Source organism: Kushneria sp. Sum13 (assembly GCF_052692355.1).
Genome location: NZ_CP199847.1, coordinates 950,609 through 975,767 on the forward strand (window position 1 = coordinate 950,609; position 25,159 = coordinate 975,767).

The following is a 25,159-nucleotide window of genomic DNA, read 5'->3' on the forward strand; positions in this document are numbered from 1 at the left end:
GTATTGTTTCCTGACCATGCAGCTATTTTTTAACGACACGGCTATTTTTTGATAACGCGATAGAGAAACAGCAGGACAAGTGCGCCGACCACGGCCACGACAAAGCTTCCGAGGTTGAAGCCGTCAACACTGCCAAAGCCCAGCGCCGTACCAATCCAGCCGCCAACCACAGCGCCCAGAATACCGATGATAATGGTGACGATGAATCCGCCGGGATCCTTGCCGGGCATCAGAAATTTGGCGATGGCGCCTGCAATCAGGCCAAAGATGATCCACGCGATAATACCCATAGTCAGCTGCTCCTTGCTGTTATCGAGTCTGGCAGTTGCCAGTTTAAAAGGGCCCAGGAAAAACGTTTTTCCTTAACATCCTTCTTCAGGCTGCCTTCAAGACTAGATGGGCAGGCGCGAACTGGCAAGTCGTCAGTGTTGCAGTATGTCACTGATTGCGAAGTGTTATTTGCAGGACACTGTCTTCATGAGCTGTTGTCATGTGGACCATCAGGTACTGCCACGATTTATCCCTTGTTGTAGCGCACCATCCAGAGCGTCATGACGGCAATGGCGCCCAGGGCACCGGCCACGGCGGCGGCAAGGCTTCGAACATCGAATTCAAGCTCGGCGGCAAAACCGAATACCGTGACCATAAAGGCCAGTACCACGCCGCCCAGTACGGCCATGCCGGCGGTTCCCAGAAAGCCGACACTCAGGCGCCGGGGAATGATCAGGTTAACCAGCATGCCCACGGCAATGCTGGCGAAAATCCAGGAGATAATGTTCATTTGCCTTCTCTGTCGGTAGACATTGTCGACTTCAAAATAGCGCTGTGGGCGATGGCGCTCAACTGCACAATGACGGGCAGGCGTGCGGTGCAGCCGTAATGGAACGTGAGACTTTCATCGCGTTTTCGCGGGAAACCGTGCATGTTCGCGCCCCGGGCGTGGGGATGCGTTTCAGAATACAGGGTAAAACGTTACAATATTGTCCCCGAGTATGCGTCGACATGTCGCAATGCCTGGCCGCACCGCCGGGCGTGTCATGCCTTGAAGGCCGCCGCCTGGCCGCGGTGTATCATGGCCCTGCGATAGGCAGGGCCTGAAAAGCTCGGGGCATCGATTATCGGCTCTTTCATCGACGGGACAGAGAACATTCATGCATTGCCCCTTTTGCGGTGCGCAGGATACGCGAGTCACTGACTCCCGACTGGTGGCCGATGGCGATCAGGTACGCCGGCGTCGCCAGTGTCTGGCCTGTGGCGAGCGTTTTACAACGCATGAAGCCGCTGAACTGGTCATGCCGCGGGTCGTCAAGGCCGACGGTTCGCGCGAAAGCTTTGATCCTGCCAAGTTGCGTGCCGGCATGTTGCGGGCACTGGAAAAGCGTCCGGTGTCCAGTGAACATATCGAAGCGGCCATCGAACGTATTCGACAGCGTCTTCGGGCGCGCGGTGAACGCGAAATCAATGCCCTGGCCATTGGCGAAGAGGTGATGGGGCAGCTCAGGGCGCTGGACCAGATCGCCTATATCCGCTTTGCTTCAGTCTACCGGCGCTTTCAGGACATCGATGAATTTCGTGCCGAAATCGAACGCCTTTCCAGTGAGTCCGCGTCGCCATCCAGCGCAGACGTCACCGGCAGGGATCAGGAGTCTCATGAGCATTGAGGATGGCGCAGAAGGGTCAGTGGCGTCCTTTTGTCGCATGGAGGGAAGGTCGGACGTGACACGGCAACCCGAGGATTATATGGCTCGCGCGTTGCATCTGGCGCGTCGCGGGCTCTATACGACCGATCCCAATCCGCGGGTAGGCTGTGTGCTGGTGCGCGGTAATCAGGTGGTGGGAGAAGGCTGGCACGAGCTGACCGGGGAGCCCCATGCCGAGATTCACGCCCTGCGCGCGGCCGGTGAGGCGGCGCGCGGGGCAACGGCCTATGTCACACTGGAGCCCTGTTCGCATTATGGGCGCACCGGCCCCTGTGCCAAGGCGCTGGCGGAGGCGGGTGTCGATGTGGTCGTGGCCGCCATGCTTGACCCCAACCCCCAGGTGTCCGGGCGTGGTATCGCGATGCTCGAAGCCGCAGGCGTTGGTACGCGCGTGGGCATGCTGGAAGCGGATGCCCGCGAGCTCAACGTGGGATTTATCTCGCGCATGTCGCGCTCGCTGCCCCATGTTCGGCTCAAGATGGCGATGAGCCTGGATGGCCGTACGGCCATGGCCAGCGGCGAATCAAAATGGATTACCGGGGAGCGCGCGCGTCGTGATGTGCAGCATCTGCGCGCGCGCTCGAGTGCCATTCTCAGCGGCGTCGCCTCGGTGATTCGCGATGACAGCCGATTGACCGTGCGCGTTGATCAGCTCAGCCGGCCGGAATCGCATGCTGTTCAGGTCTCGCATGAGCGAGGGGTACGTCAGCCGCTGCGGGTGATTGTCGATTCAACCCTGGCCCTGCCGGCCTCGGCGCGCTGTCTGGCCGAGCCAGGTCGTACGTTGGTGGCGACCGTTTCGCCGACAGGCCCCGGTGCACTGGATAACCGGGATCACTTTCGTCGGCGCGAAGCGCTGGTGGCTGCCGGGGCCGAGGTGGTCACACTGGCGTCAAGCCCGGGTGGCCAGGTCGACCTGGAAGCGCTGATGCGCTATCTGGCCGATGTAGAACAGTGCAACGAAGTGCTGCTTGAAAGCGGCTCGCGACTCAGCGGAGCCATGCTGGATGCAGGACTGGTCAACGAGCTGATCATCTATATGGCGCCGATACTGATGGGCGATGAAGCGCGCGGGCTTCTGACCCTGCCGGGACTTGAGAAGCTGTCCCAGCGGCGACAGCTTTCCATCGTGGATGTTCGCGCCTTTGGCCCTGATTGGCGTATTATCGCGCGCCCCGTCAACGATCATGAAACCTCCTGATCAGGACAGGTTCAACGCCCTGATCATCAGGGAGGCATTCATCCAGGCAACCCTGCATCGAAAGGAGCGGCTTAGCCGGCAAGCGTTATGAGTCAGTCAACGGGCAACTTCGCTTCCGTGGAAGCGCTGATCGAAGATATTCGCCAGGGCAGAATGGTCATCCTCATGGATGACGAAGACCGTGAAAATGAAGGCGACCTGATCATGGCCGCCGAGTGCGTGGAAGCCTCGCACATCAATTTCATGGCCCGCTATGCCTGCGGCCTGATTTGCCAGCCCATGCTGCGCGCGCGCTGCGAACAGCTTGGCCTGTCGCTGATGGTCAACGACAACGGCTCCGGCTTTGGCACCCGCTTTACCGTCTCCATTGAGGCGGCCACTGGCGTCAGTACCGGCATCTCGGCCGCTGATCGGGCGCGAACGGTACAGGCCGCGGCTTCACGTGATGCCAGGCCAGGCGATGTTGTTCAGCCCGGCCACATCTTTCCGCTGATGGCGGAAGCCGGTGGGGTGCTGCGGCGCGCCGGGCATACCGAAGCGGCCTGTGATCTGGCCGCCATGGCCGGTTTCGAGCCGACCGGGGTGATCTGCGAGATCATGAATGAGGACGGCACCATGGCGCGGCGGCCGGAGCTTGAACGCTTTGCGGCGCTTCATGACATCAAGATCGGCACCATTTCCGATCTGATTCACTACCGCATTCACAATGAACAGACCGTTGAACATGTGGAGTCACATCCGGTAGAAACGGACGCCGGCTCCTTTCAGCTGCACTGCTTTCGCGACCGGATCCAGGGCTCTCATCATCTGGCGCTGGTCAAGGGTTCTCCGGAAAGCGATCAGGCCACGACCGTTCGCGTTCATGTCGCCGATGCCCTGCGTGATCTGCTGGGGCTGCGCCGTGATGGCCAGCAGAGCTGGTCCTCGCGTGATGCACTTGAAGAGATTGCAGCCAGCGAGACCGGCGTGCTGGTGCTGCTCGCCGACCAACGGGGCATGACGGATTTTCGTGATCAGCTCGATCTTTTTCTGGAGCGACGTCCGCGAGCCCAGGACCCGCAGACAGACGGCGCCGGCAACTATTTGAGTATCGGCACCGGGGCGCAGATCCTGCGCAGCCTCGGAGTCGGTCGAATGCGTCTTTTAAGCTCGCCCTGGCGCTTTTCAGCGCTGGCGGGCTTTGGCCTTGAAGTCATCGAACAGGTCAGCAGCGTTGATGACAGCCGCCCGGCGCGGCACTGACAATAGCAATCAATGGCAACGACAGTTTCCGGAAGGGCCCGAACATCACGGGTCCAATGGCTTATATTACACGCTGATGCGTTTTATCAGAGACAACAGGATTTCAAGATATGCAACCGATTGCACAACTGGAAGGGCGTTTCAACGAGATCGATGGCCGCTATGTCATCGTGGTCGGGCGCTTTAACCACCACGTGGTCGACTCTCTGGTAGAGGGCGCCGTGGACGCGCTGGTGCGTCACGGCGTCGACGATGCCAATATCGATATTCTTCATGTCCCGGGCGCCTGGGAGCTGCCGCTGGCGGTCAAGCGTGCGCTGATCCGTATCCAGCCGGATGCCATCATTGCGCTGGGCGCGGTCATTCGTGGTGGGACGCCGCATTTCGAGCATGTGGCAGGCCAGTGCAACGCAGCACTCAACCGTCTGCAACTGGATTTTGATACCCCCATTGCCAATGGCGTGCTGACGGTCAATTCGATCGAGCAGGCCATCGAGCGTGCCGGTACCAAGGCGGGCAACAAGGGCTTTGAGGCGGCCATGGCGGCCATGGAAATGGTCTCGCTGCTGCGTCAGCTGGGCGGCAACGATGCCTTCGGTGACGATGTTGATGCCGATCATGGAGGTGTGGCGTGACCCAGCAAAAACGGGCCCCTTCAAAGCAGCAGCAGGCCCGGAGGGCAGCGCGCGAGCTGACGGTACAGGCATTGTATCAGTGGGAAATGACGGGAACGTCGATTTCCCAGGTTGAAGCCGAGTTTCGCTCACAAACCGCCGATGACGATCTGGAACCGCATGAGAACTGGGTCCAGGTCATGAAAATCGCTGATCTGGGGCTTTTCCATCAGCTGCTTCATGGCGTGGCCAGACACTGCGGCGAGATGGATAATCTGATTGCGCCGGCGCTGGATCGCAAACTGGCAGAGCTCGATCGCATCGAGCTTTCCATCCTGCGTCTTGGGGCCTATGAGCTGGCGCATCGCCCGGAGGTGCCCTACATCTCGGTCATCAATGAAGGCATTGAGCTGGCGCGTTCGTTTGGCGCCACCGAGGGGCACAAGTATATCAACTCCATTCTTGATCGACTGGCCAGGAAGCTGCGTGAAGCCGAGGTTCAGGCACGCAGGCGCCGTGACTGAACATGGCCCATCCGCAGCATGGCCTGTGATGAGGGTCATTGATCAGCGCTTTCCTTCACCTGTCAGGGAGATGTCCGGGCGATGAGCGATGCAGCCACTCCTGGCGAGTTTGAACTCATCAGGCGTTATTTCATGCAGGACGTTGAACCCGCCTGCCGCTCGGATCAGGTCTCGCCGCATCAGGCTCGCGCCGGGGTCGTGCTGGGGCAGGGCGATGACTGCGCGCTGCTGGCGCCGTCGGCCGCCTGTCGGCTGGCGGTCAGTGTGGACACGTCGCTGGCCGATGTGCACTTCCCGGGCGATGCCTCGGCAGAGGCGATCGGCCATCGTGCGCTGGCGGTCAATCTAAGCGATCTGGCCGCCATGGGGGCCAGGCCACGCTGGTTTGTGCTCGCGCTGACGCTGCCGGAGGTCGACGAGCAGTGGCTTGAAGGTTTTGCCCGCGGGCTATACGGTCTGGCGCAAACGCATGATATTGCCCTGGTCGGGGGGGACATTACCCGCGGCCGGGAGCTCTCCATTACCATTACCGTGCATGGCGATGTGCCCGATGACGAGGCCATTACCCGCCACGGCGCTCGCCCCGGCGACCTGCTGGCCGTGACCGGCGTATTGGGCAGTGCCCATGGCGGTCTGCGCGCCTGGTTTGACGGGCAGCGCGATGAGCGCCATCCGCTGGTGAAGGCGTATTTGCGCCCCGCTCCCCGCGTGAGTGAAGCCATGAGCATTCGTCATCTGGTCTCGGGCGGTCTTGATATCTCTGACGGTCTTCTGGCCGATCTGGGCCATCTTTGCGCACGCTCCAGCGTGGGCGCCTGTCTTGATGCGGGTGCCATTCCGCTGGATCAGGCGCTGGTTGAATCGCTGGGCGCTCAGGGGGCACTTGAAGCCGCGCTCAACGGTGGGGATGACTATGAGCTGTTGCTGGCGCTGTCCCCTGACCAGGAAGGCCCGGTTCGCAGGGCGCTTGAAGCGCTGGGCGGTACGTTGCACGTCATCGGCCGGGTTACCAGTGAGCCCGGGATTACCGGTGTCGTGTCCACTGGCCGGGGCTGGCAGCATTTTCATGCACAAAACCATCATTCAGAAGTGCCTGCTTCAGAAGGACATCCGGTACAAGAGCATTCTTCACAAAGTCACTCCTCGCAGGATCATTCTCCGCAGGAACGTGCATCACAGAAACACCGCGGCACGGGAGCAACCTCATGAACCGTGCGCCTGCAAGCATCTGGCGCCGACCCGTGCACTTTCTGGCCTTCGGGCTGGGTAGTGGCGCTGCGCCCTTTGCCCCGGGGACCTTCGGAACTCTGGCGGCCATTCCCTTTTACTGGCTGATGTCGACGCTGCCGCTGGGTATCTATCTGGCGATTCTGGCCGTGGCCACCATCATTGGTATCTATCTTTGTGATCGCACCTCGAAGGACCTGGGCGTACATGATCATTCGGGGATCGTCTGGGACGAGTTCGTCGGTTACTGGCTGACCATGGCGGCGGTGCCGTTTTCCTGGCAGTCCGCACTGTGGGGCTTTGTCATCTTTCGGGTCTTTGATGTCATCAAACCCTGGCCGGTGCGCACGGTGGACCGCCGTGTCGCGGGCGGTTTTGGCATCATGGCTGATGATGTTCTGGCCGGGGTCTATGCCTGGAGTGTGATGCACGTGTGGCTTTGGCTACATTAATATGACGTAAAGCGCGAGTATCACTATCGCAGCGGTCAACCGTGCCAGCGATTCCGGCCCGGTCATGATCTCTTGTGTCGACCCGGGGAGCGTTGATGAAAAGGAAAGTGACAGCTGCACTGACAGGTCTTGTCGTTCTGGCATTGTTGCTCTGGCTGGGCGCCCTTGCCTGGAGTCGTCATGAAGTGCAGTCCCGGATGGCGGGGCAGGTCGCCGACATCAATGCACTGGCCGGAGTTCGCGCGATCAATACCATCGACCGCGATGGTTTCTTTTCCGCCAGTGGAACGCTCCGGGTCATCATGGCCGACAATGACGCGGATGCGCCGGCGGGGGTGATCGACTGGCGCGTCGCCTACGGTATTTTGAGCACCCGGTTTTCAGGTCAGGGCGATATCAGAACCCGTGACGGCAAGGCCTTGCTGGCCGATGAGCTTTCCAAAGGCGAACAGGTCGATTTTGATGCTCGCATCCGGCATCTGAGCCATGACCTGACGCTCAACGCCAGATTCCCTGACACGATGCGCTATCAAGGCCAGAGCGGACAGGGCCAAAACTCGCAGGACCAAAACTCGCAGGGTCAAAACTCGCAGGGTCAAAACACGCAGACACAGGGCATGACCCTGCTCCTGTCCGGGGCTCGGTTGGGTCTTGATGAGAACGAACAGGGACTGCGTCTTGACGGCCAGTGGTCTGAGCTGGCGCAGCAGGGTCCTCGGCGTCAGGTGCATCTTGGCGAAACGCACTGGTCGATGCTGTTTCCAGCCGACGACGCTGAGCAGACCGTCGATACGTCAGAGGGTCGGCCCGGCCGACTGGACAGTCTGGACATCACCGATGCCCGGTTGCAACGACAGGGTGGTCTTCCCCTGACACTGAGCAATCTTCATCTTGAAGGCAGCACGCATCATGAGCGCCAGGAGTTCAGCTATCTATTGAAGGCACAGCTGGGCAATGCTGCCTTTTCCGAGCAGCAGCTGGGGAGTGCCTCCCTGGATGCGGTGGTGCGGCGAATCAATGAGCCGGCCGCGCGCGCACTGCTACAGATCATGGGGCGCGATATTCGTCAGCGCTGGCAGAATGCCCGACAGCAGGCCCCTCTGGACAATGCCGGGCCGCAGGGCACGGCCGCCGGAGAGGTCAGGGACTCGAATGACGTGCATGACCTTGCCTCACTGATGGCGCCCTGGCAGGAAGCCTTTTTTGCCGTGATGAGTGATTCCCCACAGGTGGTGGTCCATCAGTTACAGCTGGAAAGCCCGATGCTGGATCAACAGATGCATCTGGATGGCGAGCTGACGCTGGATGGCGCGAACATCAAAACGACTCGTGTCGAGCAGTTACAAACCTCATGGGGGCGGGCGGCGTTCAAGCGTCGGCTTGACGGGCAATTCACGCTTCACAATGCGCCGCCGCTGCTGGCGCTGGTGGCCGGCCAGTCTCCTGATCAGGACACGCTGGAACTCGCCATTCGAAAAGGGGTCTTTTTGATCAATGATGAGCCCTGGTTCCTATTGAACTAGGCTTTTGATCACAACAGGGATTCGTCAGGAATGCATCACGCGGCTGCCTTTGGCAGCCGCTGTCATTTTGATCGGTCGGCGCCTTTGGCGCGATGCCGGACTTGATAACGGGGTGTGGTGCCCGCATTGCCAGAAACAACAGGTAACGTCAGGCATGTGTTGTCTGGTCTACAGACACGACATCCGGCGAACGATTGCGAACAGGGAAGAGCAGGTTGCCCATGAGCGAAGAAGATCAGTCCGACTACACCATCGAGCCCGCTGACGACAACGGGAGTGCCATGACCCAGGCCGTGGTGCCTGCCAGTGAGTATCTGCCTGACAGGCTCTATCTGCTGCCAGTACACAACCGCCCCTTTTTTCCGGCTCAGGTTCAGCCGCTGGTACTCGATCGCAAGCGCTGGAGTGACACGCTCGAGCAGGTCGGCAACACCTCGCACCATATCGTGGGGCTGATTTTTATCGGCGATACCGGTGCTGATCCATCGCCGGAAAAGTTCCCGGTCCATGGCACCGCCGTGCGCGTTCACCGCGCCGAAAACAATCAGGAGCAGCTGCAGTTCATCGCTCAGGGGCTGCGTCGTTTCAGGATTACCCGCTGGCTGTCACAGGAGCCGCCCTATCTTGTTGAGGTTCACTACCCCAGGGAGCCGGTTGATAAGCAGGCCGATGAGACGCGGGCCTATGCGATGGCCATCATCAATGGCATCAAGGAGCTTTTGCCCATCAACCCGCTTTATGGGGAAGAGCTCAAGCACTATCTCAACCGCTTCAGCCCCAACGAGCCCGGCCCCCTGACCGATTTTGCCGCCGCCATTACCTCGGCCCGTGGTCCAGAGCTTCAATCGGTGCTGGAGACGCTGCCGGTGCTGGAGCGCATGCAGGTGGTATTGCCACTGCTGCGCAAGGAGATCGAGGTGGCGCAGCTGCAAAGCGAGATCTCCGAGCAGGTCAACGCGCAGATGCAGGAGCGCCAGCGCGAGTTCTTTCTGCGCGAACAGCTCAAGGTCATCCAGAAAGAGCTGGGCATCTCCAAGGACGACCGGGAAAACGATGTTGATACCTTTCGCGAACGGCTGGCAGACAAGGTCGTGCCGGAGCGTGTGCAGGCCCGCATTGATGACGAGCTTGGCAAGCTGTCGGTGCTGGAAACCGGCTCACCCGAATATGGCACCACGCGTAACTACCTCGACTGGTTGACCGCGTTACCCTGGGGGATCACCTCCGAGGACCAGCTGGACCTGCCGCATGCTCGCCATGTACTCAATCGTGATCATGACGGGCTGCAGGACGTCAAGGACCGCATCATCGAATTTCTTGCCGAAGGTGCCTTCAAGGGGGATGTCGGTGGGTCGATTCTGCTGCTGGTCGGCCCGCCCGGGGTGGGCAAGACGTCCGTGGGTCGGTCGATCGCCGAAGCACTGGGCCGCAAGTTTTACCGCTTCTCGGTGGGTGGCATGCGCGATGAGGCCGAGATCAAGGGCCATCGCCGCACCTACATTGGCGCCATGCCCGGCAAGCTGGTGCAGGCGATGAAGGAAGTCGATGTCGAGAACCCGGTCATCATGCTTGATGAGATCGACAAGCTGGGTCAGTCCTTTCAGGGTGATCCGGCTTCGGCGCTGCTGGAGGTGCTCGACCCGGAGCAGAACGTTGATTTTCTCGATCACTATCTCGACGTGCGCATGGACCTTTCCAGGGTGCTGTTTGTCTGCACGGCCAACCAGCTCGACACGATTCCTGCAGCCCTTCTGGATCGTATGGAGCAGATTCGGCTGGCCGGCTATATCGCCGAGGAAAAGGTGGCGATTGCCAAAAACCACCTCTGGCCGAGGCTGCTTGAACGTGACCGCATTCCCAAAAAGCGCATCAATCTGACCGATGCGGCGCTCAAGCATGTGATTGAGGGCTATGCACGGGAGTCCGGGGTGCGCCAGCTCGAAAAGCAGCTGCATCGCATCGTGCGAAAGGCCGCCGTCAAACTGCTGGAAGAGGATCTGGAAACGGTCAAGGTGTCGGTCAATAACCTTGAGGAGTTTCTGGGGGCACCGATCTTTCGCAAGGAGAAGGTGCTCAAGGGCGTGGGTGTGGTTACGGGCCTTGCCTGGACGGCCATGGGCGGTGCCACCCTGCCCATTGAGGCCACACGGGTGCATGGTCTGCAGCGCGGCATCAAGCTGACCGGCAAGCTGGGCGACGTCATGCAGGAGTCTGCCAATCTGGCCTATAGTTTCGTGCTTGGCCATCTGCAGGAGTTTGGCGCACAGCCGGGCTACTTTGATCAGGCCTTTATCCACCTGCACGTGCCGGAGGGGGCGACACCCAAGGATGGTCCTTCTGCCGGCGTTACGATGACCACGGCGCTGCTGTCACTGGCGCGCGGGCAGGACATCAATCGATCGCTGGCCATGACGGGGGAAATTACCCTGACCGGACAGGTACTGCCGGTGGGCGGCATTCGCGAGAAGGTGATCGCGGCCCGGCGCAGTGCCATCTTTGAGCTGATTTTGCCCCAGGCCAACCAGCGTGACTTTGATGAGCTGCCGGATTTCCTGAAAGAGGGCATGACCGTAAACTTTGCTCGCACCTATCAGGATGTGGCCAAGGTAGTGTTTGACTGATCCGATACCCGAACCTGAACGACAAGGCCGCCCTGACCGGGCGGCTTTTTTGTTGGTGAAGGTCTTATGACGAAGGGCTTGATGGCGAAGGTCTGGATGGTAATCACCGGGATCGTTCAGCGCTGGCGGTCGTGTCCGGCCAGCGCTTCAAACAGGCGGGCCACGGCTTCGGCGCCCGGGTCGACCACACCCTCAAGCGCCTGCTCCGGCACCAGCGAAGAGCGCCCGGCACCTGCCTTGCGCATGCTGGCGGTGTCATCAGCACCCGAGCGGGCCGATTGGGCCGCCGCTTCAGGGTTCTGGCCGTCCGCCAGCGTTTCTATTGCAGGGATCAGGGCGTCCAGCATGGTGCGATCCCCCTGCTGTGCGCCGCCATAATGCTGCATTCGCTCAATGCCTGCCTGCAGGGCATCAGGCCAGTCGGCATCGTCCTCGAGCCGCTGGGCCGCGCTGGTCATCAAAATCGACAGCAGCACACCACTTGAGCCGCCCATGGCGGTGGCAAAGAGGTGCCCCAGCTCGCTGGCCAGGCGTGCGTCTTCACCGGTAGAGAGATGCCCCTCATCCAGCGCCTTCAGGACCGCGCGGGCCCCCGCGGCAAAAGTAGCACCGGCGTCACCATCGCCAACTCTGGCATCAAGCTCGTCAAGCGCTTTCTCGCTGTCCTTGAGCGTGGTCGCAAGATGGGCGATCAGATGGCTGCGCGTCTCATCATGACGGCCTTCACCGGGCGAGGGCCGCTGACTGAAGCGTGGTGAGAAGGTCTCGATCTCGTGCACCTTCTGCGGTGTGGGCCAGGCCGGCACTTCAACGGGGGCAAGAAGTGCTTCAAGGGTGGCTTCATCGGCAGGGGCCAGCGTGATGGAAAAGCCGTGCATGTCCAGCGAGGTCATCAGCGCCGCCGGACCCATCATCAACGCCACGTTGGCAAGGCCCAGCTGCTCAAGACAGGCGCGCTTGAGAATCTGCATCTCCTGCGGGGCACAGCCCCCCAGGTTGTTGAGCAGCGCCACCCATGGTCCATCATCGGGACGACCCAGGGCTTCAAGCACCTGGGTGACGGCGTCATCGGCGCTGTCGGGCGTCACCTGACGGACACCGGGTTCGTTGTGGATGCCCAATCCCAGCTCTGGCGTCTTGCGGGAGGAGGTTTCCTGTCCGGGCAGAGTGGCACTGGACAGTGCCATGCCCATCGAGCGTACGCGTGTGGCCATGTCACGGGCCGCCTGATGAACCGTTTCAAGATCATCGCCTCGTTCGGTACAAAAACCGGCCATCTTGTGGACCAGCAGGGTGCCGGCCAGCCCACGCGGCTGAGGGGCCTCCGGCAGCGCCACGTCATCGGCCACGATGACCGTTTCAACCTGAAAGCCTTCTTCGCGCGCGCGTTCGGCGGCCAGCCCGAAATTGAGTCGGTCACCGGTATAGTTCTTGATGATCAAAAGACAGCCGGCGGCGCCGCAGCAGGCACGGATGCCCGCAAGAATGGCTTCCACGCCCGGGGAGGCGAAAACGTCCCCGGCCACAGCCGCTGTCAGCATGCCGCGGCCTACAAAACCTGCATGTGCCGGCTCATGCCCCGAACCACCGCCCGAGATCAGGGCCACCTGCTGGCGACCTTCACGATCGGGCTGCCAGTCGGCGCGCATCACGATGCGGGCGTCTCGATGATCGGAAAGGGTGACATTGGCCGTCATGGCCAGCCCTTCCAGCAGTTCGCTGACCAGATGTTCCGATGCGTTGTAAAAATGATGCATAAAAGGCTCCTTTGAGAGGGCGCTTTCAGCGTAGAGGGTTCCGGGCGGAAACAGGAATCTCTTGTGTCAGGCAGGGTCAGTCGGCGTTCATTAGCATCGGCCGGCGCGGCGTGGGCCATTCGATCGGGCCCTGATCTGCTCTTGGATCGAGCCGGCCGGGTCGCATTTCGGGCGTACACGCCTTGAGGGCGCTGGCCAGGCGATCCAGAGCGGCCTGCCCGGTAGTGCCTGCAGTTACCTTTTCCCACCATTGCCGGTGTACGGCACGCACGGTGACCGGCACGGTCGGCAGACCCAGACGCTGCGCCATCGCCAGGCGGTGAAGACCGCGATTGATCTTGAGCAGATTACCTTCCCGCGTCACGACCACGCCCAGCGCATCCTTGCCGCGGCTGGCGTCAAATCCGTGGCAGGCCATGTCGTCGAGAAAACCCAGATAGATTTCCAGATAAGCCTGAATTTTCGCTTCGCTGTCGAGCAGGATGCCTTCATGAGCCGATGCCCAGGGGGAGCCTGCCTTCAGACGTACGGCATGTTCCTGAAAGCGCTGCGTCTGCGTCAGGTTGTCACGATGCTCGTCCAGGTCGGTGATAAATTTATAGCGGGAGCCATGACGCAAATCGCCGCGGCTTTCATCCCATTCGCCGTCCCAGAGAAAGGCCGAAGAGGAGGGGCGTTTACCACCAACGCCCTTGAAATTGACGTCACGAATCATGTCCCGCGGATTGATATGCACGATCAGATGATGGCCCAGACGTTTTTCGATGGAGCGTCGAGGGAGGCCTGCCTTTTCAAGCTGAGCGCTGCCGGGCTGGCATTTCAGCCAGCGTTGAAACCAGAGCTCTTCAAGGGGAATGCCCACGCGTTGTTGAAATGATGATTTGAGCCATTCCTGAAAGCGCACACGCCGTAGCGCCCAGCGAAGACGGTCGCTGCCCAGACAGGCAAAGACATTGTCATCCCGGGGGGGAGGAGTATGGGAAGACCTTGAAGACATGAAATGAGCCGATAATTCGAGACAGGGTACGCAGTACGGTGAGTTTACCATGACGAACAGTAAATGCCGGAAAGGGATGCGCAAGAGCTTTTGCATTTGCGGCACAGGTTTCTTTACCCAGGCTTTACCTTCTTTGTACAGCACTTTGACAGGCTGCGGTTTGTGCCCTAACTTTACGCTTACTTACTCAGTGGTATCCTGCAGAGTGCCGCTGTGACTGCCTCCCATGCCATGACAGGCAGACTGCAACATGGCTTGAGCCCTGTTGCAGGAAGTATCTGTGTATCCGGCGCTGTAGCCTGAATGTGCCTGCGTGCCGGAATGACCATCAGAGTTCTGGAGGAAGACCCCATGAAGAAAGTTATCGCTACCGTTTTCTGTGCCGCCCTTGCCCTGCCTGCCATGTCGGTCATGGCTTCAAGCGAGGCTACTCATAACAGCGCTGCCAACAAGGGTCAGGAGATGACGGGCGCGGCATCCACTGACTCCACCGGCACCATGGACCACAGCGCGACCAGCGCCAATGTCACCAAGACCGGACAGGCTGGAAACGGCAGTTCCGCTCAAATGAACGACATGGAAGGCATGAGTGACGACGGCATGGGCAGCACCGATTCGATGGGCGGCACCAGCGTCGACAATGCTGATACGACCATGACGGGCCGACAGGGGCATTCTGCGCAGATGCAGTCCACTGACCCCATGCAGGATGGCGACACCACAGAGCATGGTGCCAGCCCGTCCAAATGATCCCGGGTTGAATGCAGTCACTGCATTGAGCTCGACCTGAAAGGGCCCGGCCGCGTCAGCGGTCGGGCCCTTTGCATTGCTGGCAACCAGTAATGGTGGGGTAGACAGAGGGCAGGCTCTGTCAGACCGTATGGTTACCAGAACATGGGATCGGGCGACTCCTGCCTTTCACGAAGCCGTTCTCTGGCAATAAACAGGGCTGCAATGGCGCGTCCTTCATGAAAATCGCCGCGTGTGAGCAGGGCGCCAATATCCTCGATGGCATGCTTTTCAACAATCAAAGGCTCGGGTTCATCGCCCGGCAACCGTTCTTCGTACAGCTGGGTGGCCATGACTACATGAATTCGGTGAGTCATGTAATTGGGCGCCAGCGTCAGTTCGATAAGCGGCTCGATCACGTGTGCGCCATAGCCGCACTCTTCACGAAGTTCGCGATTGGCGGCCGTAATAATGTCCTCGCCCGGATCGATCACGCCCTTGGGGAGCGTCAGGGCATAGTCTTCGATGCCGACAGCGTACTCCTGAATCAGAAGTACATGATCCGGGTCCGGCATGGCCACGATCATGACAGCCCCGGCGCCCTGTCCGTTGCTGGTCAGACGCTCGAAGGTGCGCTGTTCGCCGTTGGAAAATTCAAGCTCCAGCGCTTCAACTGCAAAAAGCCGGCTTTGGGCGATACTGCGCCGCCGTCCGATTTCAGGCTTTTTTGATGGGGACATGTCTCTACCTCCGGATGCTTCAAAAGACGAGAGCGGCGAATCCGATGTGATCTCGATGCCTGTGCTACACATTATCGCATTGTATTGTGGGCAGCATCTTTCTGACCCTGCAATGACAGGGCTTGAGAGCATGGCTTTTGCCCCCATATTGACCTTCAGAAACGGTGCGGAGACATGGCATGAGCGAACAGGTTCGACTCGATAAATGGCTCTGGGCAGCCCGGTTTTTCAAGACTCGCGGGATGGCTCAGAAGGCCATTGATGGTGGCAAGGTTCACTACAACGGCGCGCGGACCAAGGTCAGCAAGATTGTTGAACCCGGGGCGCTGCTGGCGCTGCCACAGGGATGGGACCGCGTTGAGGTGGAAATCATCGAGGTCAGCGACAAGCGGCGCGGTGCTTCCGAGGCTCAGGCGCTTTACCGTGAAACACCGGCAAGCATTGAACGTCGTACCCGCGAAGCCGAGATTCGCCGCATGGACAAGAGCATGCAGCCCCCGAAGGGGCGTCCCGATCGTCGAGCCCGTCGCGATATCCAGAATTTTCAGCGTCACCAGCACGATGACTCCTAGCCCATGTACGGTGCTCTGGTAAACGGGTCCTTTATTGCCATGCCTGCCGCGCCGATCCCCCTTTTTCCTTATTGAGCGACTCATGGATCATATTCAACGCTTTATCTTTGACGACACCAACGTTCGTGGTGAGCTGGTCAAGGCAGATGACACCTGTATGGACATCATCAATCGCCATGGCTATCCCGATGTGGTCAACCGCCAGCTCAGTGAAATGCTGGCGGCCGTGGCGCTTTTGACTGCGACCATTAAACTCGATGGCGTTCTGACCCTTGAAGTCAAGGGCAATGGCCCGGTCAGCCTTTTGATGGCGGAGTCCAACCCCGGCCATAACGACAATGGCCAGCGGCTGCGGGCGATTGCTCGTTTTGCCGAGGATCAGCCGTTGCCGGATGAAGGCGCCACTCTTCAGGCGCTGGTCGGGGAAGGCCATATTGTCATGACGCTGGATCCGCACGAGGGACAGCGCTATCAGGGCATTGTTGCGCTGGAAGCGGACTCCCTGGCGCAGTGCCTTGAGAGCTATTTCGAGCGTTCCGAGCAGTTGCCCAGCCGGCTGTGGCTGTCTGCTTCAAAAGAACATGCTGCCGGGCTGATGCTTCAAAAGCTTCCTGAAGATGACAGTCTCAAGGATGAAGACGCCTGGCCGCGACTCAATATGCTGGCCGATACCCTCAAGTCTGAAGAGCTTTTGGAACTACCGGCGCGTGAGATTCTGGTACGTCTGTTTCATGAAGAGCAGATCCGGGTCTTTGAACCTGATCAGATCGGCTTTGGCTGCACCTGTTCCCGCGAGCGTTTTGCAAGCGCGCTGCATCAGCTGGGTGCCGAGGAACTGCGCTCGGTGGTAAAAGAGCAGGGCGAGTTGAGTACGACCTGTCACTTCTGCAACACGGACTACGTATTTACCGCCGCAGATATCGAGGCCTTGATTGAATCGCCCGATGCCCCCTCGCCAACGCTGCATTGAAAACCGTCTATCCCGTGCCAGCGCGCTGTGCCTGTTTTAAAGGTGCGGCGCGCTGTGCCTTTGTGCGTCATGCCATCGTGATACATTCTCCCCTTGAAGCGATTTAGTCATAATACGTTTCACCGTATGCCCAGGCGTTGTTTTGTGTGGCGCCCGGGGCTGCGGGAATATAACGCGAGAGGCAGATAACAAGTGCCCATCCGCTTAACGAGAGAGAACGGCTTATGCCCGGGATAGACATGACAACGAATACGCGTACCCCTCGTATCAATGCCAGTGCTGCAGAGCTTGTCGAATATGCCATCGCGCGCGGCGAAGCAAGGCTTGCCGCCAATGGCGCGCTGGTCGCAGAAACCGGACGTCGTACCGGCCGCTCGCCTGTTGATCGCTACATTGTCGATGAGCCTTCCACCAGTCACGAGATCGACTGGGGGCGCGTCAATCGGCCCTTTTCCGGAGAGCATTTCGATGCACTATGGGAGCGGGTCGAGGAGTTTCTGGCCGATAAGGGCGCCTTTGAGACCGAGCTGCATGTCGGGGCGGATCCCGAGCATTATCTGCCGATTCGTGTCATGGCCCAGTATGCCTGGCATACCCTTTTTGCACGCAATCTTTTCGTGCGAGCGCAGCCTTTCAATCCGCGCGACAAGCGTGAATGGCAGATCATGAGTGCGCCGGAGTTTGTCTGTCAGCCCGAGCGTGACCATACCCACTCCGACGGCACGGTGATCATCAATTTTGCCCGGCGTCGCGTGCTGATCGCTGGCATGCACTACGCCGGTGAGATGAAAAAGGCGATGTTCACGGTGCAGAACTTTCTGCTGCCGGAAAAGGACGTGCTGCCCATGCACTGCAGCGCCAACGTGGGTGACAATGGTGAAACCACGCTCTTTTTCGGGCTTTCCGGCACGGGCAAGACCACGCTTTCTGCGGACCCGTCGCGCTACTTGATCGGTGATGACGAGCATGGCTGGGGTGAGGGGACTGTCTTCAATCTCGAAGGCGGCTGTTATGCCAAGACCGTTGATCTGAGCGAAAAAAATGAGCCCATCATCTATCGGGCCATTCGCTTTCCGGCAGTGCTTGAAAACGTCGTGCTCGATGACGATCGCTCGCCTGTCTACGACGATGCCTCGCTGACCCAGAATGCCCGGGCCGCCTACCCGCTGGAGCACGTCGACAAGCGGACCGCCGACAATCGGGCCGGCGAGCCGAGTGCCATTGTCTTTTTGACCTGTGACATGAGCGGCGTACTGCCACCGGTCTCGATCCTGTCACGCGAAGCGGCGGCCTATCATTTTCTCTCCGGCTATACCGCGCGAGTCGGGTCGACCGAGATTGGTGCCGGCAGCGCTCTGGAAGCCACGTTCTCTACCTGTTTTGGCGCCCCGTTTTTCCCACGTCCGGCGCATGAATATGCCGAGCTTTTGATCAAGCGTATCGAGGCTTTTGATTCGCGGGTCTATCTGGTCAATACAGGCTGGACCGGCGGTGCCTACGGGCAGGGCGGAGAGCGTTTCAGCATCCCCACCACCCGCGCCATCATCAGTGCCATACAGAGTGGCGCGCTCAAGGACGTCGAGACGGTCACGCTGCCCGGACTCAATCTGTCGGTGCCTCTGGCCGTGGCGGGCGTGGATGCCACCCTGCTGGACCCGCGCAAGGCCTGGCAGGATCAGGCGGCCTTCGAGGAGCAGTCGCGGCTTCTGGTCGAGAAATTTATCGATAATTTCAGCCGCTTTGACGGGGTAGATGAGGCCATTACCCAGGCCGGGCCGGGCCTGGTTTGAAGGGCTTCCGGTTTAAAACGCGTCTGGCTTGAATATCGCCTCGGGTATCTCTCGCCCCTTCTGCTGATATACAGGCCCTCATGGCGACAGCTTTCGAGCTGTCGCCATTTTTTTACAGGGGCTGACCTGATTCAGGCGTTATCCCGTCGGTTCATGGTTTGTGATACCCTGGCGCCCTGTTCGGAAGGGAAGGCGTTTTCATGACACAGATTTCTTCAATGGCCACGCGTCTGGCGGCAGAGCTTGGTGCGGCGCCCGGTGCGGCGGCGGTTCGTCCTGCCCAGATCGAGGCCACCATCGCCCTGCTCGATGAAGGGGCCACCGTGCCATTCATCTCGCGCTATCGAAAGGAAGCCACCGGCGGCCTTGACGACAGCCAGCTACGCCTTCTTGAAACCCGGCTGCGTTATCTGCGCGAGCTCGATGAGCGCCGCGAAACGGTACTGTCCTCGATCGAGGAGCAGGGCAAGCTCGATGATGCGCTGCGGGCCAATATTCTGGCGGCTGATACCAAGCAGCGGCTGGAAGATCTTTATCTGCCCTATCGCAAGAAGCGGCGCACCAAGGCACAGATCGCTCGAGAGGCGGGGCTCGAGCCGCTGGCCGATGCGCTGTTGAACGATCCCTCCCTGGTGCCCGAAGCGCTGGCGACCGATTATCTCGATGAGGCGCAGGGCATTACGGATGCCCGCGCTGCACTGGATGGCGCCCGGCAGATCCTGATGGAACGCTTTGCCGAGTCCCCGGCGCTGGTCGGCCGGCTGCGGGAGCGCCTGTGGCAGGAGGCCGAGCTGGTGTCCACGATGCTCGCCGGTCAGGAAAACAGCGGGGCCAAGTTCTCGGACTATTTTGATCATCGTGAAAAACTTTCCAGAACGCCCTCGCATCGAGCATTGGCCATGTTTCGGGGTCGCCAGGAGGGGGTGCTGGGTCTGGCCCTCAAGCTGCCCGATGAAGATGAGGCCCTTGTTCATCCCTGCGAAGTCGAGATCGCGCGCGAGTTTGGCATCAGTGACCATGCCAGGCCTGCCGATCGCTGGCTGAAGGAGGTGGTGCGCTGGACCTGGCGGGTCAAGCTCTATACGCACCTGGAAACCGAGCTGCTGGGTCAGCTGCGTGAGCAGGCAGAAGCTACAGCCATTGGCGTGTTTGCCGATAATCTGAAAGACCTGCTGCTGGCAGCGCCTGCCGGCGCGCGTGCCACGCTGGGGCTTGATCCGGGCCTTCGTACCGGCGTCAAGGTGGCGGTGGTGGATGCCACCGGCAAGGTGGTGGATCACACGGCCATTTATCCCCATGCCCCGCGCAACCAGTGGGAAGCCTCGCTGGTCACGCTGACCGAGCTGTGTAAAAAACATGATGTCGGGCTGGTGGCCATTGGTAACGGCACGGCCAGTCGTGAAACCGACCGGCTGGCCGCCGACCTGCTGGATCGACTCAAGGGGCAGGACATTGCCCGGGTCATGGTCAGCGAGGCCGGCGCCTCGGTGTATTCCGCCTCCGAGTTCGCCTCGCGCGAGCTGCCGGAGCTGGACGTCACCATCCGCGGCGCCGTGTCGATCGCTCGACGGCTGCAGGACCCGCTGGCCGAGCTGGTCAAGATCGATCCGAAATCGATTGGCGTGGGCCAGTATCAGCATGACGTTTCACAGCTGATGCTGGCGCGCTCGCTGGACGCCGTGGTCGAGGACTGCGTCAATGCTGTAGGGGTGGATCTCAATACGGCCTCTTCGGCGCTGCTGGCCCGCGTGTCGGGGCTTAACAACACCCTGGCCGACAACATCGTCGCCTGGCGTGACCGTCATGGCGCCTTTGACAATCGTCGCCAGATTCTTGAGGTCACCCGTCTGGGGCCCAAGACCTTTGAGCAGTGCGCAGGCTTTTTGCGTATCAACGGCGGCAGCAATGCGTTGGACGCATCGGCCGTCCACCCCGAGGCCTATCCGCTGGCAGAACGCATCGCAAAAGCCGGGCGCCGCAACCTGCAGACGCTGATCGGCGATAGCGATTTTCTGCGCGGTGTTCGCGCGGCGGAGTACGTCGATGAGCGCTTCGGTCTGCCGACGGTGAGCGATCTATTAAAGGAGCTGCAAAAGCCCGGTCGTGATCCGCGCCCCGAGTTTCGTGCGGCACAGTTTCAGGAAGGCGTCGAGAAGGTCAGCGATCTGGTCGCCGGGATGGTGCTGGAAGGCGTCATCACCAATGTGACGCATTTTGGCGCCTTCGTAGATGTCGGTGTTCATCAGGATGGTCTGGTGCATATTTCGGCACTGTCGCACCAGTTCGTGCAGGACCCGCGCTCGGTGGTCAAGGCCGGTGACGTGGTCAGGGTCAAGGTCATGAGCGTCGATCTGGCGCGCCAGCGTATTGCGTTGTCCATGCGCCTTGATGATACCCCGGAGGCCGAGCAGGGCAGCAGGACAGAAGGGGCCGGCCGCCGTGAGCAGGGCAGACCTCAAAAGCGTCGCAGTGAGGCTGCCTCGTCACCGGAGCCGGTCGGGGCGCTGGGAGCGGCACTGCTGAAGGCGGGTGCCGGCAAGCCACGCGATCGAAACCGTTGACATGATAAACTCGTTAGCATGCACACTTTGGCGCTTGAAAGGGCCGAGTCGCGCTTCATAATGAGCACACTATTGGCAGATGCCGACGCCTGACTGATGCAGTGTCAGCAGGTGTTGGTCGACGAAAACAGTTCCGGAGCCTGTCCCGGCCACCTGCCGGCATGCGCGCAACAAGGTTACTGCGCGCGGGCTCCCGCAAGAGAAGGTGTTCAACCTTGTCCGAGCAATTCACTCGCCGCATCGATGGATTGAGCGCACCGGCGCAGCAGGGCCTTTTTGGCCGCATTCGCCGGGGCATTGAAAAGGAAGGTCTGCGCGTGGATTCTCGGGGGCATATTGTGTCAACGCCCCATCCGCATGCTCTGGGCTCGAAGCTGACCCATCCCTATATCACGACCGATTACTCCGAGTCGTTGCTTGAATACATCACGCCGGTATTCTCCCGGCCATCGGATGCGCTCGCCTTTCTGGGAGATCTGCATCGCTACAGCTATCGCTATCTGGGTCAGGAGCTTATCTGGCCTTCGAGCATGCCAGCAGAGCTCGATGGCAACGACAGCGTGCCGATTGCCGATTACGGCAATTCCAACGTGGGGACGATGAAGCGGGTCTACCGTAACGGTCTGGATATGCGCTATGGGCGCATCATGCAGTCGATTGCCGGTATTCACTACAACTTCTCACTGCCCGATGAGCTCTGGACGCATCTGCAGGAGATTGACGGTCAGCAGGCGGTGTCGGCTCAGGCGTTTCGCTCGCGCGGCTATTTTGACCTGATTCGCAACTTCCGGCGTAACAGCTGGGTGCTGATGTATCTGTTTGGCGCCTCCCCCGCTGTGGATCGCAGCTTTCTTGAAGGACGTGATGCCGGACTGCTGCCCCATGGTGAGCAAACGGAGCTTTCGGATACGGCATCCACGCTTCGCATGAGCGATCTGGGCTATCAGAACAAGGTGCAGTCGCAGCTGCGCATCTGTTTCAACTCGCTTGAGAACTACATTGGTACCCTGCGCCATGCCATTGTGACGCCATGGCCTGCCTATGAGCGCGAAGGCGTTGAAGTGGATGGGCAGTGGCGTCAGCTCAATGCCAACATGCTGCAGATTGAAAACGAGTATTACAGCGATATTCGTCCCAAGCGTGTGGCGCGCCACGATGAAACGCCAACTCAGGCCATGGAGTCACGTGGCGTTGAATATATTGAAGTGCGCTGTCTGGATCTCAACCCGTTTACGCCGTTGGGCATTGATGAGCAGCAGATCCACTTCATCGACACGTTTCTGGTCTGGTGTCTTTTGTCGCCCAGCCCCTGGATCAATGATGAAGAGTGTGACCGCCTCGATGACAATCGGGCTCACGTGGTTCGTGGTGGGCGTGATGCATCACTGATGTTGTCCTTTGCCCACGGTGATCGTCCCCTGCACGAGTGCCTGGAGGAGATTTTTGAGGCCATGGCACCCATCGCCGAGCTGATGGACAGCGCTGATGACAGCGCCTCCCATCAAAAGGCGCTGGCCGAGCTGCGTGCGTTGATTCATCACCCCGAGAAGACGCCGGCCGGGCGCATGCATCAGCAAATGCGGGAAAGCGGTAGCGATTTCGTGACCTGGTCGCTGGAGCGTGCCCGTGAACATGCGCAATGGTTTGCGCAGACGCCGATGGATCAGGCGCGTGACACGCTGCTTGATCAGCTGGTGGAAACCTCCCATCAGCAGCAGCGTGAAACGGAAGAGGGCGACGATGTTGATTTTTCGACCTTTATGCGGCGTTATTTCGAACATGCGCGTCAATTGAAGGTCAATAATGGCGCTCAATAATGAAATGACAACGTAAAATCGGTGGGAATCACGCATGACGAATCTGTTGAATCGGTCAGCACGCCAATGGTGTCTTGTTGGTAGCGTCTTTTGTATTGCCATGCTGGCCTTCGCGCTGGTACTGCAGTATGGCTTCGGGCTTGAGCCCTGTCCGCTGTGTACCTTTCAGCGGGTGGCCGTGCTGGCGGCGCTGGTGCCGCTGATCATTGGCGCGCTGCATAACCCCCGAGGATGGGGTGGCAGCCTTTATGGTCTGCTGGCACTGATTGGTGCCGGCGCGGGCATCTTTCTGGCCGGTCGACATGTCTGGTTGCAGCATCTTCCCGCAGATCAGGTACCCAGCTGTGGACCTGGGCTGGATTACATGATGGAAGTGCTGCCGCTGAAAAGCGTGATTGCGACCGTGTTAAGCTCGTCGGGAGAGTGCGCCGACATCGAAGGCAGCTTTCTGGGGGTGTCGCTGCCCGGATGGACGCTGGTCGGATTCGTTGTGCTGGCCCTGATCACGATCGGCCTGATCTTGAGTGCCCTCAAGCGCCAGCGTTTGAACGCCAGCGCCTGATCACCCTGTATTGACAGCATTGTGGTCAACACAAAAAAGGCACCCTGGGGTGCCTTTTTTGATGCCAGCGGTGGCTTACCGACCCTCAGGCGCCGGGGCCAACGCTTTTATTCTCTTTTTCCTTTTGCTGCTCGGCATCAAGATCTTCACCGTGAGATGACTTCTCGGGCGACATCTGCGGGGCCTCATCAAGCCCTCGAAGTTCGACTTCACCCATCAGCAGGTCACGCTCGAAGGCTTCCTTGTCGATGTTGAAACCCAGAAATTTCTGCGCCAGATACAGGTCCTTCTCGGCGTTGCCCAGACAGCTGGTACCACCGGGTGAGGGGGTCATGTTGAACACGATGCCGGTACCCGGGTCGATCTTGGCCTCGCCCATGACCAGCTTTTTGGCCGTCTTGTCGATCAGCTGTGGGCGCACGCCACCAAAACCCTTGGCAAACGTCACATCCTCGGCACGAAGGCTTGGTACGATGCTCTTGATGCTCTGGTGGAAGAGCCTTTCGCGCAGTACTGGCACTTCATACATGAAGTTCTTGAACACGTAGTTGCGAATATCGCGAACCTTGAGCAGATCCCAGAAGACCTTCGCCACGCTGCCGTCGAAGCGGAAAACGCGCAGAAATTCCGTAAAGGTCTTGCTGTTATAGCGCTCAAGCAGCGGCAGCATCAGAGCGGTGGGGCCAAAGCGGGTTTTGCCCTCCACCAGTACATCCGGGTCACCGTGCACGGCTGCAAAGGGCAGGTTCTCATTCTGAATGGTGTAGACCTTGCCATTGAGCACCCTGGGTGTGAAATAAAACGACCCGGCCATCGGCAGGCAGGACTTGTCCAGACCGTAGCCCATCTGGTGGGCAAACAGCAGTGAGTGGCCGCCGGCGGCGACCACGACATAGCGTGCCTGCAGGGTGCCCTTGTTGGGCGTGGTGACCTTGAAAAGGTCGCCTTCCTTTTCGATCTTGTGAACCGGCGTGGAAAGATGCAGATCGCAGGTCATGCCCTTTTTCTCGGCATCCTGCTCGGCATATTTCACAAAGGCTTCGGACAGCGTGGTGTAGTTGACGGCCGTGTATTCATCGGACGAGCCCAGCGCCAGAATCTTTTCCGCGGGGTCTCTACCTTCCACCACTTTCGGCTCCTGAGCGGCGATATCGTCGCGCTCCAGAAGACGCATGTTCGGGAAAAGTTCACGGAAGGTGTCAAAGCGCTTGCGCAAAAAATCACACTGCTTGTCGCCAACGCCCAGCACCATCTTGGGATAGCGATAGATGATGTTGTCGCGCTCTGCGGGGGCCAGCTTGGTGCCGAAATTGATGACCATGCCGGCGGTGCGCTTGGTCGTGCGCGCCTTGTCCAGCGTGTAGTTGGTCTCGATATCGCCGCAGTGAATGGTCTGGCTGTTGTTGCGACCATGCGAATTGACGATGGCAACCTTGTCATACTTCTCGATCAGACCGATGGCGTTCACATCGGTATATCGAGCCAGTTCATACAAAAGGGCAGTGCCTGATACGCCGCCACCCACGATAAGGACATCATACGTCGTTGCTGCCATGGCTT

22 protein-coding genes are annotated in these 25,159 nt (G+C 59.8%); 16 read left to right on the forward strand and 6 right to left on the reverse strand.

Going from position 1 to position 25,159, the window contains the following annotated elements:
- Positions 1-41: 41 nt before the first annotated feature.
- Positions 42-290 (reverse strand): GlsB/YeaQ/YmgE family stress response membrane protein, encoded by a 249-nt coding sequence (locus ACUN8C_RS04420; protein WP_445621091.1) that lies wholly within the window; start codon positions 288-290, stop codon positions 42-44.
- Between the two features lie 227 nt (positions 291-517).
- Positions 518-781 carry a hypothetical protein gene (locus tag ACUN8C_RS04425; protein WP_445621092.1) on the reverse strand — a complete coding sequence of 88 codons (264 nt, stop codon included), beginning with the start codon at positions 779-781 and terminating at the stop codon, positions 518-520.
- A gap of 370 nt (positions 782-1,151) precedes the next feature.
- On the opposite strand from ACUN8C_RS04425, the gene nrdR reads away from it, so the two are divergent.
- The 9 genes from nrdR (at position 1,152) to lon (ending at position 11,104) form a co-directional block, all read left to right on the forward strand.
- Entirely contained in the window at positions 1,152-1,661 is a 510-nt protein-coding gene (nrdR, locus tag ACUN8C_RS04430) for a transcriptional regulator NrdR (RefSeq protein WP_445621093.1), read from the forward strand.
- Between the two features lie 37 nt (positions 1,662-1,698).
- Positions 1,699-2,901 carry a bifunctional diaminohydroxyphosphoribosylaminopyrimidine deaminase/5-amino-6-(5-phosphoribosylamino)uracil reductase RibD gene (gene ribD / locus ACUN8C_RS04435; RefSeq protein WP_445621826.1) on the forward strand — a complete coding sequence of 401 codons (1,203 nt, stop codon included), beginning with the start codon at positions 1,699-1,701 and terminating at the stop codon, positions 2,899-2,901.
- 87 nt (positions 2,902-2,988) lie between these two features.
- The gene (ribBA, locus tag ACUN8C_RS04440; protein ID WP_445621094.1) at positions 2,989-4,143 is read left to right on the forward strand and encodes a bifunctional 3,4-dihydroxy-2-butanone-4-phosphate synthase/GTP cyclohydrolase II; all 1,155 of its coding nucleotides are present in this window, start codon (positions 2,989-2,991) and stop codon (positions 4,141-4,143) included.
- A gap of 110 nt (positions 4,144-4,253) precedes the next feature.
- Positions 4,254-4,778 (forward strand): 6,7-dimethyl-8-ribityllumazine synthase, encoded by a 525-nt coding sequence (ribH, locus tag ACUN8C_RS04445; RefSeq protein WP_445621095.1) that lies wholly within the window; start codon positions 4,254-4,256, stop codon positions 4,776-4,778.
- Complete coding sequence (nusB, locus tag ACUN8C_RS04450) at positions 4,775-5,281, forward strand: transcription antitermination factor NusB (RefSeq protein WP_445621096.1); 507 nt, start codon at positions 4,775-4,777, stop codon at positions 5,279-5,281. The genes ribH and nusB overlap by 4 nt, the downstream gene beginning before the upstream one ends.
- A gap of 81 nt (positions 5,282-5,362) precedes the next feature.
- Positions 5,363-6,490 carry a thiamine-phosphate kinase gene (thiL, locus tag ACUN8C_RS04455; protein WP_445621097.1) on the forward strand — a complete coding sequence of 376 codons (1,128 nt, stop codon included), beginning with the start codon at positions 5,363-5,365 and terminating at the stop codon, positions 6,488-6,490.
- Positions 6,487-6,960, forward strand: a complete 474-nt coding sequence (locus ACUN8C_RS04460; protein ID WP_445621098.1) for a phosphatidylglycerophosphatase A family protein — start codon at positions 6,487-6,489, stop codon at positions 6,958-6,960. The genes thiL and ACUN8C_RS04460 overlap by 4 nt, the downstream gene beginning before the upstream one ends.
- Positions 6,961-7,055: 95 nt before the next feature.
- Positions 7,056-8,483 carry a DUF945 family protein gene (locus ACUN8C_RS04465; RefSeq protein WP_445621099.1) on the forward strand — a complete coding sequence of 476 codons (1,428 nt, stop codon included), beginning with the start codon at positions 7,056-7,058 and terminating at the stop codon, positions 8,481-8,483.
- Positions 8,484-8,764: 281 nt separating this feature from the next.
- Complete coding sequence (gene lon, locus ACUN8C_RS04470) at positions 8,765-11,104, forward strand: endopeptidase La (protein ID WP_445621827.1); 2,340 nt, start codon at positions 8,765-8,767, stop codon at positions 11,102-11,104.
- A 116-nt stretch (positions 11,105-11,220) separates the two neighbouring features.
- Here lon and ACUN8C_RS04475 read toward each other — a convergent pair whose 3' ends face one another.
- Positions 11,221-12,861 carry a dihydroxyacetone kinase subunit DhaK gene (locus tag ACUN8C_RS04475; protein WP_445621100.1) on the reverse strand — a complete coding sequence of 547 codons (1,641 nt, stop codon included), beginning with the start codon at positions 12,859-12,861 and terminating at the stop codon, positions 11,221-11,223.
- Positions 12,862-12,937: 76 nt separating this feature from the next.
- Positions 12,938-13,858, reverse strand: a complete 921-nt coding sequence (locus ACUN8C_RS04480) for a hypothetical protein (protein WP_445621101.1) — start codon at positions 13,856-13,858, stop codon at positions 12,938-12,940.
- Positions 13,859-14,209: 351 nt separating this feature from the next.
- Between ACUN8C_RS04480 and ACUN8C_RS04485 the strand changes: the two genes are divergently transcribed.
- Positions 14,210-14,608 (forward strand): hypothetical protein, encoded by a 399-nt coding sequence (locus ACUN8C_RS04485; protein ID WP_445621102.1) that lies wholly within the window; start codon positions 14,210-14,212, stop codon positions 14,606-14,608.
- Between the two features lie 134 nt (positions 14,609-14,742).
- Here the strand turns inward: ACUN8C_RS04485 and nudE are convergent, their stop codons facing one another.
- Positions 14,743-15,327 (reverse strand): ADP compounds hydrolase NudE, encoded by a 585-nt coding sequence (nudE, locus tag ACUN8C_RS04490; RefSeq protein WP_445621103.1) that lies wholly within the window; start codon positions 15,325-15,327, stop codon positions 14,743-14,745.
- Between the two features lie 179 nt (positions 15,328-15,506).
- Between nudE and ACUN8C_RS04495 the strand changes: the two genes are divergently transcribed.
- The 6 genes from ACUN8C_RS04495 (at position 15,507) to ACUN8C_RS04520 (ending at position 23,599) form a co-directional block, all read left to right on the forward strand.
- Entirely contained in the window at positions 15,507-15,899 is a 393-nt protein-coding gene (locus ACUN8C_RS04495) for an RNA-binding S4 domain-containing protein (protein WP_445621104.1), read from the forward strand.
- An 82-nt stretch (positions 15,900-15,981) separates the two neighbouring features.
- A complete protein-coding gene (gene hslO / locus ACUN8C_RS04500) occupies positions 15,982-16,869 on the forward strand; it encodes an Hsp33 family molecular chaperone HslO (RefSeq protein ID WP_445621105.1) in 888 nt (295 codons plus the stop codon).
- A gap of 239 nt (positions 16,870-17,108) precedes the next feature.
- A complete protein-coding gene (locus ACUN8C_RS04505) occupies positions 17,109-18,659 on the forward strand; it encodes a phosphoenolpyruvate carboxykinase (protein WP_445621106.1) in 1,551 nt (516 codons plus the stop codon).
- A 200-nt stretch (positions 18,660-18,859) separates the two neighbouring features.
- Complete coding sequence (locus ACUN8C_RS04510; protein WP_445621107.1) at positions 18,860-21,220, forward strand: Tex family protein; 2,361 nt, start codon at positions 18,860-18,862, stop codon at positions 21,218-21,220.
- Between the two features lie 161 nt (positions 21,221-21,381).
- On the forward strand, positions 21,382-23,037 hold the full coding sequence (gshA, locus tag ACUN8C_RS04515; RefSeq protein ID WP_445621108.1) for a glutamate--cysteine ligase: 1,656 nt from the start codon (positions 21,382-21,384) through the stop codon (positions 23,035-23,037).
- A gap of 34 nt (positions 23,038-23,071) precedes the next feature.
- Complete coding sequence (locus tag ACUN8C_RS04520) at positions 23,072-23,599, forward strand: disulfide bond formation protein B (protein ID WP_445621109.1); 528 nt, start codon at positions 23,072-23,074, stop codon at positions 23,597-23,599.
- An 85-nt stretch (positions 23,600-23,684) separates the two neighbouring features.
- Here the strand turns inward: ACUN8C_RS04520 and ACUN8C_RS04525 are convergent, their stop codons facing one another.
- Positions 23,685-25,154: an FAD-dependent oxidoreductase gene (locus ACUN8C_RS04525; protein ID WP_445621110.1), complete on the reverse strand. Its 1,470-nt coding sequence runs from the start codon at positions 25,152-25,154 to the stop codon at positions 23,685-23,687.
- Positions 25,155-25,159: the final 5 nt, after the last annotated feature.

Excerpts from the sequence above, each read along its gene's own strand:
- ribH (WP_445621095.1), top strand. The coding sequence starts at position 4,254 with ATGCAACCGATTGCACAACTGGAAGGGCGTTTCAACGAGATCGATGGC.
- ACUN8C_RS04510 (WP_445621107.1), top strand. The coding sequence starts at position 18,860 with ATGACACAGATTTCTTCAATGGCCACGCGTCTGGCGGCAGAGCTTGGT.
- ribBA (WP_445621094.1), top strand. The coding sequence starts at position 2,989 with ATGAGTCAGTCAACGGGCAACTTCGCTTCCGTGGAAGCGCTGATCGAA.
- nudE (WP_445621103.1), bottom strand. The coding sequence starts at position 15,327 with ATGTCCCCATCAAAAAAGCCTGAAATCGGACGGCGGCGCAGTATCGCC.
- thiL (WP_445621097.1), top strand. The coding sequence starts at position 5,363 with ATGAGCGATGCAGCCACTCCTGGCGAGTTTGAACTCATCAGGCGTTAT.
- ACUN8C_RS04420 (WP_445621091.1), bottom strand. The coding sequence starts at position 290 with ATGGGTATTATCGCGTGGATCATCTTTGGCCTGATTGCAGGCGCCATC.
- ACUN8C_RS04525 (WP_445621110.1), bottom strand. The coding sequence starts at position 25,154 with ATGGCAGCAACGACGTATGATGTCCTTATCGTGGGTGGCGGCGTATCA.
- ACUN8C_RS04520 (WP_445621109.1), top strand. The coding sequence starts at position 23,072 with ATGACGAATCTGTTGAATCGGTCAGCACGCCAATGGTGTCTTGTTGGT.
- ACUN8C_RS04485 (WP_445621102.1), top strand. The coding sequence starts at position 14,210 with ATGAAGAAAGTTATCGCTACCGTTTTCTGTGCCGCCCTTGCCCTGCCT.
- lon (WP_445621827.1), top strand. The coding sequence starts at position 8,765 with ATGACCCAGGCCGTGGTGCCTGCCAGTGAGTATCTGCCTGACAGGCTC.
- ACUN8C_RS04465 (WP_445621099.1), top strand. The coding sequence starts at position 7,056 with ATGAAAAGGAAAGTGACAGCTGCACTGACAGGTCTTGTCGTTCTGGCA.
- ACUN8C_RS04495 (WP_445621104.1), top strand. The coding sequence starts at position 15,507 with ATGAGCGAACAGGTTCGACTCGATAAATGGCTCTGGGCAGCCCGGTTT.
- ACUN8C_RS04475 (WP_445621100.1), bottom strand. The coding sequence starts at position 12,861 with ATGCATCATTTTTACAACGCATCGGAACATCTGGTCAGCGAACTGCTG.
- ACUN8C_RS04425 (WP_445621092.1), bottom strand. The coding sequence starts at position 781 with ATGAACATTATCTCCTGGATTTTCGCCAGCATTGCCGTGGGCATGCTG.
- ACUN8C_RS04460 (WP_445621098.1), top strand. The coding sequence starts at position 6,487 with ATGAACCGTGCGCCTGCAAGCATCTGGCGCCGACCCGTGCACTTTCTG.
- hslO (WP_445621105.1), top strand. The coding sequence starts at position 15,982 with ATGGATCATATTCAACGCTTTATCTTTGACGACACCAACGTTCGTGGT.
- ACUN8C_RS04480 (WP_445621101.1), bottom strand. The coding sequence starts at position 13,858 with ATGTCTTCAAGGTCTTCCCATACTCCTCCCCCCCGGGATGACAATGTC.
- nrdR (WP_445621093.1), top strand. The coding sequence starts at position 1,152 with ATGCATTGCCCCTTTTGCGGTGCGCAGGATACGCGAGTCACTGACTCC.
- gshA (WP_445621108.1), top strand. The coding sequence starts at position 21,382 with ATGCGCGCAACAAGGTTACTGCGCGCGGGCTCCCGCAAGAGAAGGTGT.
- ACUN8C_RS04505 (WP_445621106.1), top strand. The coding sequence starts at position 17,109 with ATGACAACGAATACGCGTACCCCTCGTATCAATGCCAGTGCTGCAGAG.
- ribD (WP_445621826.1), top strand. The coding sequence starts at position 1,699 with ATGGAGGGAAGGTCGGACGTGACACGGCAACCCGAGGATTATATGGCT.